The sequence below is a fragment of the Chelativorans intermedius genome (genome assembly GCF_025398255.1).
Lineage (GTDB): Bacteria > Pseudomonadota > Alphaproteobacteria > Rhizobiales > Rhizobiaceae > Chelativorans > Chelativorans intermedius.
On record NZ_JAODNW010000022.1, the window covers coordinates 93,107 to 108,796 of the forward strand.

14 protein-coding genes and 2 pseudogenes are annotated in these 15,690 nt (G+C 59.4%); 6 read left to right on the forward strand and 10 right to left on the reverse strand.

Annotated elements, in window-relative coordinates:
- Positions 1–28: 28 nt before the first annotated feature.
- Positions 29–406, forward strand: a pseudogene (locus NYR58_RS16210) (Y-family DNA polymerase); the annotation flags it as partial.
- 59 nt (positions 407–465) lie between these two features.
- Here the strand turns inward: NYR58_RS16210 and NYR58_RS16215 are convergent.
- Positions 466–1,565 (reverse strand): IS3 family transposase gene (locus tag NYR58_RS16215; protein WP_378074639.1). Its coding sequence is split into 2 segments (ribosomal slippage): positions 466–1,304 and positions 1,304–1,565, totalling 1,101 coding nucleotides; the frame shifts between segments, so codons are not numbered across the junction.
- A 63-nt stretch (positions 1,566–1,628) separates the two neighbouring features.
- On the opposite strand from NYR58_RS16215, the pseudogene NYR58_RS16220 reads away from it, so the two are divergent.
- The 3 genes and pseudogenes from NYR58_RS16220 to NYR58_RS16230 form a co-directional block, all read left to right on the forward strand.
- Positions 1,629–2,294: pseudogene (locus NYR58_RS16220) on the forward strand (DinB/UmuC family translesion DNA polymerase); the annotation flags it as partial.
- Positions 2,295–2,345: 51 nt separating this feature from the next.
- Positions 2,346–3,110 (forward strand): CHAT domain-containing protein, encoded by a 765-nt coding sequence (locus NYR58_RS16225; protein ID WP_378074638.1) that lies wholly within the window; start codon positions 2,346–2,348, stop codon positions 3,108–3,110.
- 8 nt (positions 3,111–3,118) lie between these two features.
- The gene (locus tag NYR58_RS16230) at positions 3,119–3,586 is read left to right on the forward strand and encodes a HEPN family nuclease (protein ID WP_261522157.1); all 468 of its coding nucleotides are present in this window, start codon (positions 3,119–3,121) and stop codon (positions 3,584–3,586) included.
- Between the two features lie 56 nt (positions 3,587–3,642).
- Here NYR58_RS16230 and NYR58_RS16235 read toward each other — a convergent pair whose 3' ends face one another.
- The 8 genes from NYR58_RS16235 to NYR58_RS16270 all read right to left on the reverse strand — a co-directional run bounded on the left by NYR58_RS16235 (position 3,643) and on the right by NYR58_RS16270 (position 12,914).
- Entirely contained in the window at positions 3,643–6,144 is a 2,502-nt protein-coding gene (locus NYR58_RS16235; RefSeq protein ID WP_261522158.1) for an AAA family ATPase, read from the reverse strand.
- Positions 6,141–6,380 carry a hypothetical protein gene (locus NYR58_RS16240; RefSeq protein ID WP_261522159.1) on the reverse strand — a complete coding sequence of 80 codons (240 nt, stop codon included), beginning with the start codon at positions 6,378–6,380 and terminating at the stop codon, positions 6,141–6,143. The genes NYR58_RS16235 and NYR58_RS16240 overlap by 4 nt, the downstream gene beginning before the upstream one ends.
- A gap of 455 nt (positions 6,381–6,835) precedes the next feature.
- Positions 6,836–7,423: an RES family NAD+ phosphorylase gene (locus NYR58_RS16245; protein WP_261522160.1), complete on the reverse strand. Its 588-nt coding sequence runs from the start codon at positions 7,421–7,423 to the stop codon at positions 6,836–6,838.
- Positions 7,420–8,136 carry an antitoxin Xre/MbcA/ParS-like domain-containing protein gene (locus NYR58_RS16250; RefSeq protein WP_261522161.1) on the reverse strand — a complete coding sequence of 239 codons (717 nt, stop codon included), beginning with the start codon at positions 8,134–8,136 and terminating at the stop codon, positions 7,420–7,422. The genes NYR58_RS16245 and NYR58_RS16250 overlap by 4 nt, the downstream gene beginning before the upstream one ends.
- Before the next feature lie 153 nt (positions 8,137–8,289).
- Positions 8,290–10,317, reverse strand: coding sequence for a hypothetical protein (locus tag NYR58_RS16255; RefSeq protein ID WP_261522162.1), 2,028 nt, complete (start codon positions 10,315–10,317; stop codon positions 8,290–8,292).
- Positions 10,314–10,802 carry a hypothetical protein gene (locus NYR58_RS16260; protein ID WP_261522163.1) on the reverse strand — a complete coding sequence of 163 codons (489 nt, stop codon included), beginning with the start codon at positions 10,800–10,802 and terminating at the stop codon, positions 10,314–10,316. Before NYR58_RS16260 ends, NYR58_RS16255 begins: the two co-directional genes overlap by 4 nt.
- Positions 10,792–11,709 carry a hypothetical protein gene (locus NYR58_RS16265; RefSeq protein ID WP_261522164.1) on the reverse strand — a complete coding sequence of 306 codons (918 nt, stop codon included), beginning with the start codon at positions 11,707–11,709 and terminating at the stop codon, positions 10,792–10,794. The genes NYR58_RS16260 and NYR58_RS16265 overlap by 11 nt, the downstream gene beginning before the upstream one ends.
- A gap of 98 nt (positions 11,710–11,807) precedes the next feature.
- Positions 11,808–12,914 carry an RHE_PE00001 family protein gene (locus NYR58_RS16270; RefSeq protein WP_261522165.1) on the reverse strand — a complete coding sequence of 369 codons (1,107 nt, stop codon included), beginning with the start codon at positions 12,912–12,914 and terminating at the stop codon, positions 11,808–11,810.
- Positions 12,915–13,197: 283 nt separating this feature from the next.
- Between NYR58_RS16270 and NYR58_RS16275 the strand changes: the two genes are divergently transcribed.
- Positions 13,198–14,121, forward strand: coding sequence for a recombinase family protein (locus NYR58_RS16275; RefSeq protein WP_261522166.1), 924 nt, complete (start codon positions 13,198–13,200; stop codon positions 14,119–14,121).
- A 96-nt stretch (positions 14,122–14,217) separates the two neighbouring features.
- Positions 14,218–14,427: a hypothetical protein gene (locus NYR58_RS16280; protein ID WP_261522167.1), complete on the forward strand. Its 210-nt coding sequence runs from the start codon at positions 14,218–14,220 to the stop codon at positions 14,425–14,427.
- Positions 14,428–14,490: 63 nt separating this feature from the next.
- Here NYR58_RS16280 and repC read toward each other — a convergent pair.
- Positions 14,491–15,690: plasmid replication protein RepC (repC, locus tag NYR58_RS16285; RefSeq protein WP_261522168.1), on the reverse strand; the 1,200-nt coding region annotated here is incomplete at its 5' end.

Below are 15,690 nucleotides of genomic sequence, written 5' to 3' on the forward strand. Positions count from 1 at the left end.
TCCGGTTCGAAAGATCATCCATGTCGACATGGATGCATTCTATGCTTCGGTGGAGCAGCGCGACAATCCGGAACTGAGAGGCAAGCCCGTCGCAGTCGGCGGATCGGCAGCGCGTGGCGTGGTGGCTGCCGCGAGTTACGAGGCGCGAGCCTTCGGGGTGCGGTCGGCGCTGCCGTCGGTGACGGCAAAGCGCCGCTGCCCCGATCTCATTTTCGTCAAACCCCGCTTCGACGTCTATCGAGCGGTGTCGGCACAAATCCATCGGATTTTTGCCGAGCACACCGACCTGATCGAGCCCCTCTCGCTGGATGAAGCCTATCTTGACGTCACAGCGAACAAGCAGAACATCCCAGTCGCCACCGATATCGCCACCATGATCCGCGCCCGCATCAAGGAGGTGACCGGCTGACCTGAGACCCAGTTCTCCTCCGTCTTGAGGGAGAGTCCTGGGTTTCATTTCTGGCCTCATGCGGCCTGTTTATCCAGCGTGGATTTCGTGGCGAACTCGGCTGGCGGCATATTGCCTAAAGCCGAGTGTGGTCGGTGATGATTGTAGTCCTCCTTCCATGAGGTGATGGCGCTGCGGGCTTCGGACAGGGTGGAGAACAGCGTGTCATTGAGGCATTCGTCCCGGAAGCGCCCGTTGAAGCTCTCGACGAAGGCGTTTTGCATGGGCTTGCCCGGTGCAATGTAATGCCATTCGATGCCGGTCTGCTGACACCATCGCAGGACCGCCATCGAGGTCAGCTCGGTGCCGTTGTCGGAGACGATCGTGTCGGGCGGGCCGCGCCAGCGGATGATGGCGTCGAGCTCGCGCACGACACGCATTCCCGACAGCGAGGTGTCAGCGATCAGCGCCAGGCATTCCCGCGTGTAGTCGTCGACGACGGCCAACACCCGGAAGCGACGGCCGTCGGTGAAGGTGTCGGAGACGAAGTCCAGGCTCCAGCGGGCATTGGCGCGATCGGGAACGAGCATCGGCCTTCGCGTGCCCAGCGCCCGCTTGCGGCCGCCGCGCCGGCGCACCTGCAGCTTCTCCTCCCGGTAGAGGCGCCGCAGCTTCTTCTGGTTCATCACGATGCCCTGCCGGTCCAGCATGACGTGGATCCTTCGATAGCCAAACCGCCGGCGCGCCGCCGCCACGGCCTTCATCGCCTCGCGCAACGGAGCGTCGTCCGGACGGATGCTGGTGTAACGCACCGTCGAACGGTCGATCCGCAGAGCCTGGCACGCCCGACGCTGGCTCACCCCGTGCACCTCGCAGGCATGAACCACCGCCTTCCGCTTCGCGTCGGGCGTCACCATTTTTTTGCGGCGACATCCTTCAGGATCGCGTTGTCCAGCATCTGCTCGGCGAGCAGCTTCTTCAGCCGGGCGTTCTCGTCCTCCAGAGACTTCAGGCGACGGGCGTCGGAAACGTCCATCCCGCCGAACTTCGCCTTGAACTTGTAGAAGGTCGCTGCCGAGATGCCGTGCTTGCGGCAGACATCCGCCGTCTTCGCACCAGCCTCCTGCTCCTTCAGCATCCCGATGATCTGTTCTTCCGTGAAACGCGAGGGTCGCATCGTCCGTCTCCTTGATCGACGAACTCTACCCAAATCTGGAGGAAGTTCAGGGTCTCAGGTCACGGCCTCAACGCCTCGGCCGGGATTTCGTACTGCAAGTTCCTGGCGAAGATGGCGAGCGATCTCAACAAGCCGAACGGCCAGGCGGTCATCACGCCTAGAATGGGGCCCGAGTTCGTGGCCAACCTGCCGGTCAAGAAGTTCCACGGCGTGGGGCCGGCGACGGCCGCAAAGTTGCAGCGGCTCGGCATCGAAACCGGTGCCGATCTGAGAGAAAAGCCCCTGACCTTCCTGCAGGAGAATTTCGGAAAGTCCGGGAGCTGGTACTACCGGATCGCGCGCGGGATCGACGATCGGCCCGTTCAGCCCAACCGCCCGCGAAAATCCATCGGCGCCGAAGATACCTTCGCGGCCGACATCTTCGACCTCGATGGGGCCCGTGCCGAACTGGTGCCCCTCGCCGAAAAGGTATGGCGGCATTGCGAGGCCAAGGAGATTAGCGGACGAACTGTGACGCTGAAGGTGAAGTTCGCCGATTTCCAGCAGATCACCCGCAGCCGAACCCTGCCCAAGCTGATAGGTGGCGCGGATGAGATGATTGAGGTTTCCCAATCGATGCTCGCCGACATATTCCCCCTCGAGAAGGGCATCCGCCTGCTCGGCGTGACGTTGTCGTCGTTGAACGGGAAGGACAGCGTCCCTGCGGTAGACCAGTTGGCGCTCTTCTGATTGGGACCATCGGCCAGTTCTCTACTCACCGCGACCGCCCCAGAATCACGAGTGCTTGCGCGAGGGATCGAAGCCGCATGGCAGAGACCGGCGAAGCGGGCTCGGTTGACGAGAGCCGGATCGACCGAAGCCCTTCGCTGCAGTCGACGCGCAAACATGGCTGAGAATCGATACAGTGCCGAAACGTTGATTGTTGGGATGCGCGAACTCATGAGAACCATACCCGAACTCTTCATTATCGAATCCCTTACGCTGGAAGACGAGAAAGCGGGCCGGCAGGAAGGCGAGCTGATATCCCGGATGTTGCGGCTCGGTGGCAAGACCAGAACTCAATACTATTACATTCGCACCGAGGTAGAGCTGGAGGAGATGATCGACCTGTTTGATGAGTCGAACTATCGCTATCTCCATATTTCCTGTCATGCCAACAGCCATGGCATGGCCCTGACGTTCGGCGACCTAAGCTTCTCGAAACTGGCGGGAATGCTGAACCCCTGCCTGGAGGACAGGCGCGTATTCGTTTCCGCTTGCGAGATGGCCAACGAGTCGCTGGCCGCGGCAATTCTCAGGGAAACAGGCTGCTATTCGTTGATTGGTCCCAAGCGGAGTATTCGTTTCAGCGACGCGGCCGCTTTCTGGGTGGCGTTTTATCATCTCATTTTCAAGGCGAATAAGTTGAGCATGAAACGTGAAACGCTGCGGCGGCGGATCACCGAATTGTCCGCGATATTCGAGGAGCCCATAAACTACTTCGCGTCGAGCAGCACGGCGAAGCAAGGCTACACGCGCGTGCGCAACCGGACGCGCGTGCGGTAGCGATGCCCATGGAAATCGATCGCAACACGATTGAGGGATTCGCGCGCAGGGCGCGCAAGAACCTATATTTCATGCTTAAGGCGCGGGAACGCGGCGAGGACATTCACATCATCACTCACCTCGCGAATTCGCTTCTCGGCCTGATCGTTTTTCCCTACGCCCATTTCGCCGACGCTGGCTGGACCGATTTCAGTCAGATTAAACTCGACGATCTGGAGGCGGAAGGCTGGCCTAGTTGGTCTTTCCATCTCGGCAGGTCGGAAAATCTTCGCGATCTGCTCCGACATCTTCGCAACGCGCTTTCCCATAGGCGGGTTCAATTCTCGTCGGACGGTCGCGAACTCGCCGAGGTCACGGTGACGTTTTGGGACAGACGGAACCCGGCGGGGCCGGACGATTGGAGCGCGGCTATCGGGGGCGAGCAGCTGCTTGAATTCACGCTGAGGCTCGCGAACCTGATCGACGGGGAACAATGAAGGACCCGGATAGGCTATGTGCCGCCGAGTGAACGCCTCTCCTTTGAGGCTGGCCGTCATTTGTGAGACAGCGATCTGTACCAGCGTCGTACCGTTGTAGCGCCGCTTGTGTCGTCGTAGCGAAAACACTCCGCGAGATTGTCGACCGAAGCGAGGACGCCATTCAGCACTGGCGCCGAGAAACTGCTCCCGCCCCCCGTCTGGTAGTGGCTGACCCAGTTTCCGACAATGGCCGGCATGTGAACATTCTGAATGTCCCGAATCTGTTGTTGGTCGAGCTTGATCGTCCCGGCCTTCTCGTGAAGGTCGACGGCCGCCATGATAGCGTCGATGCAGTTTTGAACCATTCGCGACGTGTCCTTGATCGCGAAATCGATCGGCACGGGAATGTCTACTTTCCGGATGATCTGCTGCAGGCTGTATTCCAAATACTGGCGTATCAATGGCTCCGCCTGCGTTGTTTGCCCCGCCGAGAGAAGGTTGGATATGGATTGCCTCAGACGGTCGGCTCCCTGGCCTTGGCTGAGGATGGCGCCCATGGGCGGAGAGCCCTGGAGCTTGCAATGGTGCCAACCGGTCGTGCCGCCCAAGCGATCGAAGTACTTCTCCAGCAAGCTATCGTGGCTGAGAAGGATGAACTGCAGCCCGTCGGGGTTTACGGGCTGCTGCAGCTTCGCTCGGATCAGTTCCATCAGGTAGAACTGGTGCCCGGCATCAAAACTCGACGTGACATCGTCCAGGACGATGAAGCGCGGCTGTCCGTTGTGCTTCATCGCGGCCGCGAGGAACACGGATATCGCCAGCGCGTTGCGATAGCTTTCGGACAGGAGAGCGCGCGCGGACAGCCGGCGTTGCCCGTGAAAGTCGCTCAACTCGACGTGCAGATCCTCTCGGTCGTCGGCGCGCTTGAGATCCGGCACCACATCGCCGACCTGCATGATGTCGCGAAACATCCACTTGTATTCGCCGTCGATCTTGGCGATCCGGTCCCTCGAAAGCGCGGCCTCGGCGTCGGCGAACGTCCCCGCCGCCGCGGTGATGAATGTCTTCCAGCGCTCGCGAATGTCGAGCCGCGCTTGCATGCGCGCCGCCTCCGCTTCTTGCTGGCGGTATGATTTCAGTGCCTCGCTGAATTGCCGGCCATGCTCGACCTGCTCGGTTAGCTGCACAAGTGATTGAGGCAACTCCGCCTCCAGCTTGGCCTTGGCCTCGCTGGCCTTGGAGAGATTGCTCGCCGCTTTTTCGAAAAGCCCCGTGGTCCAGCCAACCGTCGCCTTGAACTCCTCGGCGGTAATGTCGCCGGAGGCGAACCTGTCATCGAGCCGAAACTGGCGCCGCGACTCCTCGTCGATATCCAGAGCGGCACACTTTTCATACGCCCCGAGAGCTTGCTTCCACGCCGAGGCCGCCCAGGCATCGCTGATCTCGCTCGCCTTGGCGGCGGCCGCGCGATACTGGGCGAGTTGTCCGCTTACATGGTCCCTGACAGAGAATCCGGGCTCTGTCTCGCACAGGGGACATAGCGTGTCGTTCGTCCAGGAGTCGTCAGAAAACACATTCATGCCGGCATCGTAGAGCCGCTTGAACAGATCCCCGCGCGTTTCGGCGAGGGCGGCATCCCTTTGCGCGACGAGTGACGCGAGGGCCTCTTGCTCGGACTTGATGGCGGTCAGATTGTGAACGGAGAGCGCCGACAAGGTCGCGATTGCCTCGACAGCGCGTTCAAGCTCGCGCCGCCGTTCGCCGCCCTCGGCGGTCTTGATCGCCTGCTTGACCGCATCGAAGTCCACTTGATCGAGCGTTTTTCCCGCGAGCATCGGCTTGAGCAGCTCGACGCCGGCGAGCGCGGCGACAACGTCGCCAGCGTATGATTCGAGCTTTTCGACATCCTCAAGCGGCCCGCCCGTCACGTTCTCGTAGCTGGAGCGAAGCAGGGCGAGGGCCTGCTGGCCAGCCTTCTCGGCGGCACCGATCCCCGTCGAAAGCACTTTCATATCGAGATCGGAATTGAGGGATCGCGTTTCCGACACCGCTTGAAGCGCCTGCCGGCGTTCCGAGTACTCCGCGAGCCCGAGAAGGGAGGAAAAGGTTCTTCCACGGGCGAGTGGCGAATCGTCGATGAAGCGGGCGAAGTTCCTGTAATCGAGTAGCGCGAAGGTTTCCCTCAGGGAAACAAGGAATGCCGAGGGATCGGGATGGCCGCTCGCGCTGGAATCGGTTCGGTTACCGAACTTGTCGCGGCGCACTTCAATAGACACAGCGGCGCCTCCATCATCGGGCTGGAATTCAAGCTCGATAACGGCCTCGTTGCCGCCATGGAAGCGATTGCCAAAATAGTCCTGTGGCCTCTCCTGCGCCTGCAGGTCCCGCAGCTTCGGGACGATGTCGTGGATTGCATAGGACAGAGCTTCGAAGAGCGAGCTTTTCCCGATGCCATTGAGCGCGAAGACCGAATTCACGGCCTCCGGCTTGAAGCGCAATTCGAGTGGGTCTCCCTCGTTGTTTATCCCCCGGAACCCCTCGACGCGCAGCCTTGTCAGGAAGTAGCGCGGCATCATCCGGCCTCGTTTTCCGGCTTGGCCTCGAGAAGATCGTCAAGGGCGGTCGCGACGCGCTCGTTGAATTCCTGCCGCGCCTTGGTATCGCGGTCACCATCGCGCAAGATGGGCGCGAGCAACCGGGCGTTGGCTCGCAGGACCACTGCCATGTCCTTGTCGACGGATTCCAGCGCCTTCAGGTAGCTCTCGAAGTTCTCATCAAATGATTTCTGGTCGTCGAACCTAAACTCGGCCATTCGAAAATTATCCTTACCGCAATACTCTAGCCGGATTTGCCACAGTATAGCCAGTTAAAATCCGACTTCCAATTGATCGTCGAGCGAGCCGTTATTTAAGCGAATACAGGGCGTTACCGCTTAATTGCCGGTCCGCGACGGGTTCGGGCTGGTTTCCGACCGCACCCCTTCTCGCAGCGTCGTAAGTATGGCCCTCATCGACTGCCCTCCATCCAGATAGATATCGCAGCGGCCGATGCCATCCAGGCTTCCGCGACCACAAGACCACTGCGACAAAGAGAAGTGACGCGGCCAACCATTCGCCTGCTCGGCGTGACGCTGTCGTCATTGGACGCCAGGGATAGCGTCACGGCACCAGACCAATTGGCGCTCTTCTGATTGGGCAGAGCCGGCAGAACCTCCGGCCGACCTGGAGTGTGCCTTAATCCAGGGGCAGGGAATCCGGTTCTGGCTAGTCACGGTCTCTTTATGATCGTGACGTGAAGTTCTTCAACGACGGACGGAAGGCAGGTGAGTTCGGGCAGATCGGCTGCCGGGCTGTCGGCGTCGAGACTGGTCTCGACGGCGCGGTCGTAGACGGCCACGCATTGCTTGTTGGTGATGCGCGACATGTAGACAATTCCGTCGAGGTCGGTTTGGTCGTAGAGCTTTTGGCTGAAGCGCCTGCCCGCTGCCTGTGCCTTCGCACGAACGGCGTCTGTTGAGACACCCAATAGGCTGGCACCTTCGAACCGCAGATCGAGCAAGAAGAGCGGACGGGCATTGCGGACGCTGGTGATGGAATATCGATCGAACTCCTCCTGCAGGAGCAGGCGCTCGGATTTCCCTTCGAAGCGATCGCGGATGATGGTCTCTGCGACCGCCGTTTTCACGTCCTGCGCCAGATAGAGCAGCTTGAATTTGTCCCGCGGGCTTGAAAATCGGGTCTTGCCGAACCCCATGCCAAGCGGAGTCGCCGCATACTCTCGGGCGAGGATACGCACGTAGTCATCGACGCGAACCCGAATGACCAGCCCCTGCAGGATCTGTTGATCGAGCGTCATTGGGCGGCGAAATACGCCGCAGCGGCATCGACGACCTCACCTACACGATCCTGTTTCAGGAGATCGATAGGTTTGCGTCCACCTAATACGGGATTCTTTTGGCTCATCCAGAGCCAGGCCGTGCGCTCGCTTTTGGCAAGCTGGATGATCTCCCGAATACCGCGCGCGGGTCGACCATCTATAAACTGCTCGACAGGATAGACATGTTTCTTGGTCCCCTTGAGCAATCCTATGACGTCGCCCTCGTGTTGCCAGCGGTTGAGGGACGAACGCGCCACTCCGTATTCTCGGTTAAGCTCCGTGGCGCCAGCCACTCTTCCCGCCCAGTCCTCTAGCTTCCTGTGGACGGCAATCGCGGCCAGGCCCTTCTGGCCCTGCGCTGATGTGACCATGGCTCCAAGGCCTTCGCCTTTCGAGGGCTCTATGTCCTCAGGAACATCTAGAGAGATTCTGGCGGGTCGTTTGCGTCCGAAGGTCTCAAACACACGGCGGATGCGCTGCTTGAGCTCAGCGCTGTGCGCGTTGAGTTCCTGACGCCGTTCAGCCGGCAGCTTGGCAACAACCTCAGCAACTTCGCCAGCGATCAGGGCTGACAAAGCCAGCGAGCCGGGGCCGAAGCCCTTCTCTGTCTTCAGCGCGTTCGACACCTTAGTGGCTACACGATCGGCGATGTTTCGATCGAGTCGCTCGGTTCGAGGATTTGAACTGACCATCGGAGGCACTCCTGTACGTTTCAAGCCATAAATAGGACCGTTTGTGCCATTTGTCCAGTACATCTCATTTGTCCCATCGTCCTCGTTCGAACCAGGGCCCGGCTAAGGTGCGAGCCAATGCTAGATCTGAGGCGGTCGGGAGAGGAATCCAGGTCAGTTGTCAAGCTTCTGCAGAATGTACCCGGGAAAGATCACTTCATTGCAATCGATGCCAGCGGTTATTGGCCTTAGAATTTCAATGTCTTCGCTCGTGGAGAAGATGACCTGCTGGCCACGGTGCTTAGCACTAGCGGCACGACTCAAGAGGTTTTCGAAGCTCGGGCGAGAAGACGATTGTTGCCGCGGTTCATCGAACACGAGTAGCCCCGGGTGATTGGTCGACTTCTCACACGCCAATTCGAGAAGACCGATTTGGTAGGCCCACTTCAGTCGGATTGCATCACTTGCCGATGTCTCAAATCCGATCTCGAAGCCTTCTTTCTCGGGCCTGTAACTGTCTTCTGATATTGACAGTTCAGAGGGTGAAAACGTGCTGAAACCAAAATCCCCTGCTCGGCCCTGAACGAGACGTGTGAGGCGACTGAGCTTGTCTTTATCCTGCTGAGACAGTTTCTCTGCGGGTATCTCCGCGCGCTCCTGTAGAAGATTGGAGTAGGCCTCCTGCAGGCCTCGAAGTCGATCCATGGCGTCATCAAAGATGGCTTGGAGTGCTTCCAGATCTCGCAACCTCGCCTCGGCGCGAATGCGCTCCTCGATGACGGCCGCTGACGGATTTGATCCAGGCGCTACCAATTCAGATCGGAGAAGTCGGATTTGTGCGTAATGATCTGTCAGTTGTCGACCGACAGCTGAGAGTTGATTTCTCCTTTCGCTCTCCTCCCTTTCCTCTCTGGCAAGGATGTCCTCGAACATCTTCTTCTGTGACCGGATGTACTCGATATTGTCAGAGACAGGCATGACCGCGGATAGAGCTTCTTGAGCCAACAACGTGTCTGCAAGCGCCTGTTCGCAGGTCGGGCACCTATCTGGAGTCAATGCGGCTGTGACGCCTGAATAGCGCTGTAGTCTTTGAACATCGAGATTCTTCACCAAATCATCATCGAGAGCGGTGATTCGCCGCTGTAGGGCCCGCATGTCAGCCAGCTTTATTTGCTGAATTCCATGGAGCCGAATTCGCTCTGTGTTCAGTTCGTCGACTCGTTGCGTCAACTGCTGCAGCTTTTGCGTAACCTCTTCCGACTGATCTTCGACGTCTGGAACCGCCTTGGAGGCAAGGTCTGCAATGCTTCCTCTGAGTTGCGAAACGACAGAATTCAGAGAATGCCATTCAGTTCCCTGGGCCAACTCCACATGGGCATTCGACAATGCAGCCGGATCAGCGACGGGAGTCTCGCTCAATGCCGCGATCCTGCCCCCATTTCGTGCAACGAACCGATCGAGTTCCTGCCTGACAACAGACCATTCTTTAGCATTAGCGGCAACGCGTTCCGCCAATCGCTCACGCTGCATCTCGAGCTTGTACACGTCCAGGTCCATGATAAACTCGACGGCCCGCTTATGGACCTCTCGAATTCTCATGTATGTAGGAATTGCGGCTGGAATGGCCGTCCAGCCGAACTTTTGCTCGACCCAGAACAAGGGAAACACGGTTTCTAGATAAAGCTTCGTCTCAGGCGCGTCATATCTTCGAACCTGTGGCAGGCGCCATCCCAGAAAGCCTTCCAGGAAATGATGAAAGCCATCCTCCCGTTGGGCAGCTCCAGGATCCAAAACGAAGTAGTTTTGCCGCCTGAGGCCGATTGCGCCGTCCGTTAAGGCGGCCCCAAAATCAACCGTGACCAAGCGGGTGTCAGTGGCCGCTTTTGCCGCGCGATTGACGGTTATGACCTGATCGTCTCCATTGGCAATTTCGAGCGAAACACTCGACTCGATCACCTCGACACGCTTTTCGTCGTCGGTATTCAAATAGCTTGTCATTGCATGCGGCAGAGGAATTTCTCGCCGTGGGCTTAGCATCCGCTCCAGACCTAAAGCATACAACATGCCCTGCATGCAGGTTGACTTGCCCTTGGTGTTGTCGGCCCACAAAACGGTCAACCCAGAAGCGAACGGAACATCGGCACCATACACGCCATCCGTCGTCACGGCCCGAAGTCTCAGGCGCCGAAAGCGCAGCGTCATATCAGGTCCTCCAGACGCCAAACACGCTTCATCAGCGCATCAGTCATTCGCGGTGCTACCTCTCTCAAGAACTCCGTTTCCTCCTTCAAAGAGTCGCCCTGCTCCAAGATCGCTTGGGCCATTTTCTCCCCCTGCTCGGTGAGCGAAATCGACGTCCCTTTGTCGATCTTGACAAGTTTCAGCCCGTGAGCGAGCGCCACAGCCCGATTGAGAGAGGGCTCGACGCGTACCGAAACCTCAGTCGGCCGATACTCCCCCGCCAAAAAACCGCGAACTTCCTCCCGCCCTTCCGGCAGCCGGACAGCGTGGGCAAGGAACTGAAGCTTTTGAAAGTTGGATTTTTTCCCTCGGCTATAGAACAATGTCAGGACAAGAGTCGCCATTCCCCACGACATACGAAGGTCACCAGGAACGGGATCCGGGCGGGCTGTGTAAGTGAATGCTCCACCCAGGATGGCGCTGCGAAAGATGGATTCATTGGACATTGGGGAAATCCAAGGGACAGCGCATGATCCATTCACAGATCGACCCATAGGCAATCTGTTCGGCATTCTCGGTGGAAAGGCTTGGCGCAGCAGCTTGCACGGCCGCGATCAGGGCGTCGAGCTCTAAATGCAGAACCTCTCCCGCTGACCCGCCGGTTTGTGGGCCAGCAAATTGCAGACGTCGAGCACGACTGTTGACCGCGGACATGACCTTTTCATGTAGCTCGGGCGAACTTGACCTCAATGCGTCGAGCAAACCGTTCCCCTGAAGGAAAGACCGCACAGCCTCGGATACGAAATCGTCAAGCTGATCCGGTCCGGCCCGCTTCTTCAGCTTTTGTGTGGCGTTTGATAGCAAGTTGGTGGAGCCGGCAGCCCAACTATCAAGTTCTGTCTGGGACGGAGTGGGCACCGACAGGGTGACCGTCGAGAGAGCCGAAATTCCAGCCGCAACGGAATCGTTCGGAAAGGAACTCACATCCTGAATCACTACCTCGATTGCTGGATCGAGAGCAGCACAGCACGCATTCCGGAGATCTTCCGTTTTCTTGGCACAGTGAAGATTGACCTCTTTGCTGTCGTGCAAAGGTGCCACCAAGACCCAATGCCTGATGGGGATTCCGTGGAACAGCTTTCCGACTGGGATGCAGTTGGTAACCAGCTTTCCAAGGTCGGCTGTGATCTTCTTTTTCTGCCTTTCAGCGCGGGTAGCGATATCAATCGGCTCCTCGACCGCGTAACATTGGTACGCGACAGAGTCCTTTGTGCAGTAATAGTCTATTCCGTAGTCCCCTTTGTGCGCTGCAGGGATTTTTTGCACATGTAGCGGTCCATGGCGCGCCTGAAGGAGGCTGAGGGCAAAAAGCTCCCAGTCGTCCGGATTCCAGACTTGAACTGCACTTGACATCGTCACAAATACCCCCCGAATTCGGCAAGTTTATCCACCATAGGCCATAATTCAACATGAGACCGCAGAAGTAGAGCAACTACAGCGGCTACTTCGGCCTATAATATGCCCCAGGCTCTATAGCGTCCCCTCCCCGTCATCTCGCGGACGCCGAGTTCTGCAATCAGGTTCAAGGCCCCGCGCGGCGTGATCCTCGCCGCCTTCGCGACCATGTGCGCCGACACGATCGGCCGTGACAAAAGCAGAGCGACGGCGATAGGAAGACTACTGGTTGATCGCTTGCCTGCGGCTTTCCTTTCGAGCTGGCGCTTTGCCAGGGTCAACCGGTCGATGTCCTTCACCCCGACCGCCGCCGCCGCCGTCATCGCATCCAGAAAGGCAATCAGCCTCTCCGTTCGATCACGTGCACGTCGCCGCTCACGGGGGATTCCCCGCAGCCCCACCGAATAGGCCAACAAGTGCGATCGGATCTTTCCGCGAGCTCTGAGGAAATCCGAGACGAGAACCTGCCCGAGCCAGTGCTGACGTTGAAGCGGTTCTAGATGCTCCCAAGCGTCCCAAAGAACGGCCGCCGCCAAGGTTGCCGGAACTGCTCCGACCTCTTTCGCCAGTTCGAGCCATTCAGCGATCCGTTCGCTTTCATCCCAATCCGGGTCGTGAATGACCAGTTCACCAACACTGACCTCCGGTTCACGCTTCTTCTGGTTGCCAGGCGCGCCGCCATCGATCAGCCATTTGGTTCGGGCGAGGACTTCATCGATCTCAGCCAGCTCGGGAGACAGTGCATCGTCCTCCTCTAACTCGACCTTGCCCCCCTCCCCTCCCCTGTCGACCTGCTCGACCTCGCCCGCAGACTCTTCCGGAATGCCAGCAAGCGCCATGATGCCCGATCGCGAAACCGCCCAGCCAGGATCGTTTCTCGCAATACGGCGCCTAGCTCGCACGATCCGATGGGCGACAACGAGCTCGTGGCTCGGCGCGCGGACATCCATTTGCGCATCGTGGAGAACGAGATCTTCAAGATGAACGAGTTCGCCCGCGACCCACATACTGGAGACGGAATCGAAGAAGTCGGCCCGCTCGGCGAACCCGGGTCCAACCTCGGACCGAGCAACGCGCTCATCGAGCCGCGCGAGCGCATCCTCCGCGGCCGAAATCGGCTCCAGCAGGGCCTCGTGGTTCAACTTGCAGAATTCATAAGTCATTGATAGCACGGTGCTTCATATGCCATACGGAAGGTATCATACCTTTCACTTCCGTCACACCTGTATTTGCCCGCCGCCTCTTTATAGAAAGGAGCGCTGCGGCCTCCATCATTGAACAGAGGCCCGCCAATTGATGCTCACATCGACGAAAGAGCCTGTCTTTCCGGGTTTCTCGGCGCTTTGCGCGGTCAGAAGGGCACCTAGGAGACGTTTACAAACGATCGGTTATCCGTATCTTCTATGTTTGTAATTTCACCTTCAACCCGGCTCTCAGGCTCTCCAAATGACCAAAACACCGCCCAATCGCTCCTCTCGTCGACCACAGGGCCGGCTTATCGGCTATGCGCGCGTCTCCACGGACGAGCAGGCGACGGAAGCGCAGGAGATGGAACTGCGGTCGGCCGGATGCGACACAATCATCCAGGAGCATGGCTCCGGCGCCTCGCGGACCCGCCCTGCCCTCGCCCGGCTTGTGCGCGAGATCGGCGCCGGCGACACCCTCGTTGTGGTTCGGCTCGACCGCCTAGCGCGCTCGGTGAGCCACCTGCTCAATGTTATCGAGGAGCTGACGACCAAAGGCGCATATTTCCGCTCGCTGTGCGATCCCATCGATACCACGACGCCGCAAGGCATGTTTTCGCTGCAGGTCCTTGGCGCCGTCGCCCAGCTGGAACGGGCACTCAACTCGGAGCGGACGAAGGCAGGCGTCAAAGCTGCCAAGGCAAAAGGCCGGCTACCAGGCAATCCCGGGGTCAGGGAACGTCGGCCGGAGATGCTGGCCAAGATGACGGCTGCTCAGAAGGCGGCTTACGGCGCGCGCATCCAGTCCACTGCCAATCAATGGCTTCCAATCGTTCGGCGCATGCGCCCGGACCACACCTGGGACGATATCTCGCGCATGCTCAAGCAACGCGGCTTCGATTGGACCCCGGAGCGCTTGCGGCGCGCGGTGAAGTGGATGGTTAGCGAAGGCATGGCCGACAAGTCGCTCCTGAGAAAGTCGCCGCCACGACCGCCACAGGACCGCCTGATGACGCTTGTGGCGGGCATCCATTCCTCCAACCCGGAGCTCACCTTGCGCGAAATCGCAAACCAGCTCGAGCGCCTTCATGAGCGCACGCCGCGGGGCGGTACGAGATGGGCGCCCTCCTCCGTCAAGAATCTTCTCGACCGGGCAAAGCGCAGCGGCCTGCTCCAGGCAGCCTGAGCACGGAAGCCGGAATGACGTTGGGGCGCGAACGCGGTACAGATCGCGGGTGCCGACCGTCGCCAGCATACGCCAACAAACCCGGAGAGCGCTGCAATGGAAACGATGACCGTCAACAACCGGGACGACTTCGCGCAATGGGCGATCGCGCGGGCCCAATCGATCCTGGAGGACCAAGGTTCGGATCTCGCTACGGCGGTGCGGAACGAAGACGAACCACGGATCGGTGAAACCGCAAACGCTCTTGGCCAAGCGATCGTCGACGCACTGCTCGAGGCATTCGACGAGCTTGTCGACGGCGACTGAGCGCAAAATTTCCGCAGCAGGATGGCCGGGGGAAACAAGGCAGTTCGGCTCATCGAGGTACCCTCACCTTCTCGGGCGTTCCAGCGACCGCAGCAGCGCGTCCGAGACTTCCAAACGCTCGCCTGCCTTGTTCCCGTCGCTTTGCGGTTCCGTACGCTTTTCAGCTGAAGACCGGCTGGCGTCCAGCTTGGCGCGCAAAAGCGCCATGACCATCGGCCAGGTGGAGAATTTGCCCTCCCTCGCCTTGTCCGTCAGGCTGCGCAGGTAACCACCAGCGCTGTTGATCTGGTCGGAGCGCTGCAGGATCGCCGCGAGCGTAATCGCGGCCTGAACCTCGCCCATGGCCTCGCAGGCTTCTCGCCAGGCGCTCGGGCTGACCCCAAGCAGTGGCCGGGCCACCTCCGCGGCCGCCAGAAAGTCCCGCCAGTGGCGTATCTCGCCCCCTGGCACCAAATCCTTCACGTCCGGGCAAGCATCAAGCACGATCCCCAAGGGCAACTCCCGCTTCGGCAAAATCCGCAGGTTGTCGTTTTCCGCGGCGCTGCCGCCCGCTTCATTCTCTTTTCGAGAGCCTTCTTCAGATTCAGATATGGAGTCTGGGTTTGAATTCTGTATGTGGCGACCAGAATGGGACTCATTGGCGTCCGGATTCTGTGTTTTTGCAAATGATTCCAACACCTCGAGGATCTCCGTGTAGAGACCGTGGAGATCACAGCAGATGTCCTCGATGAGTTGCCTCGGGGCAGATCGCGGCAGGCGGCCGACAATAGCCTGGTAGGACTGCTGTACCCTGCCCCAATTGCCCGGAACGTTCTCCTCGATGCCGGTCTCGATCAGCTTGACGACGTCGCGGCGTAGGAGCGTCAGGCGTTCCTTGGCAAGCCGAAAGGCATTCTTTTCGGCCCGAACTGCGTCCGCCAGTTCCTCAAACTCCTCCGCTCGGGCAACGATCGGGGCCAGATCGAAGCCGTAGGCCTGTTCGACCTGCCCGCCCCTGCCCTTGCGGGCGAAGCGTTTGCCGTTCGGACTATCGCGACGAATGATCAGCCCGCAGTCGACCAAAACGGCCAGGTGCCGCCGCAGCGTTGTCGCCGGCATGCCGTTTGCACGAGCCATGAGTTGCTCGTTTGAAGGCCAGACAATCAGTTCACCGTCGCCCGAGAGCTCCGTTTCTGGATGGAACGAGAGCAGGGCATTGAGAATGGCCAGCGAGCGGTCCGTGGCGCCGATCAGGTCGCGCGCTTCCCGGATCGTGTGGAACAC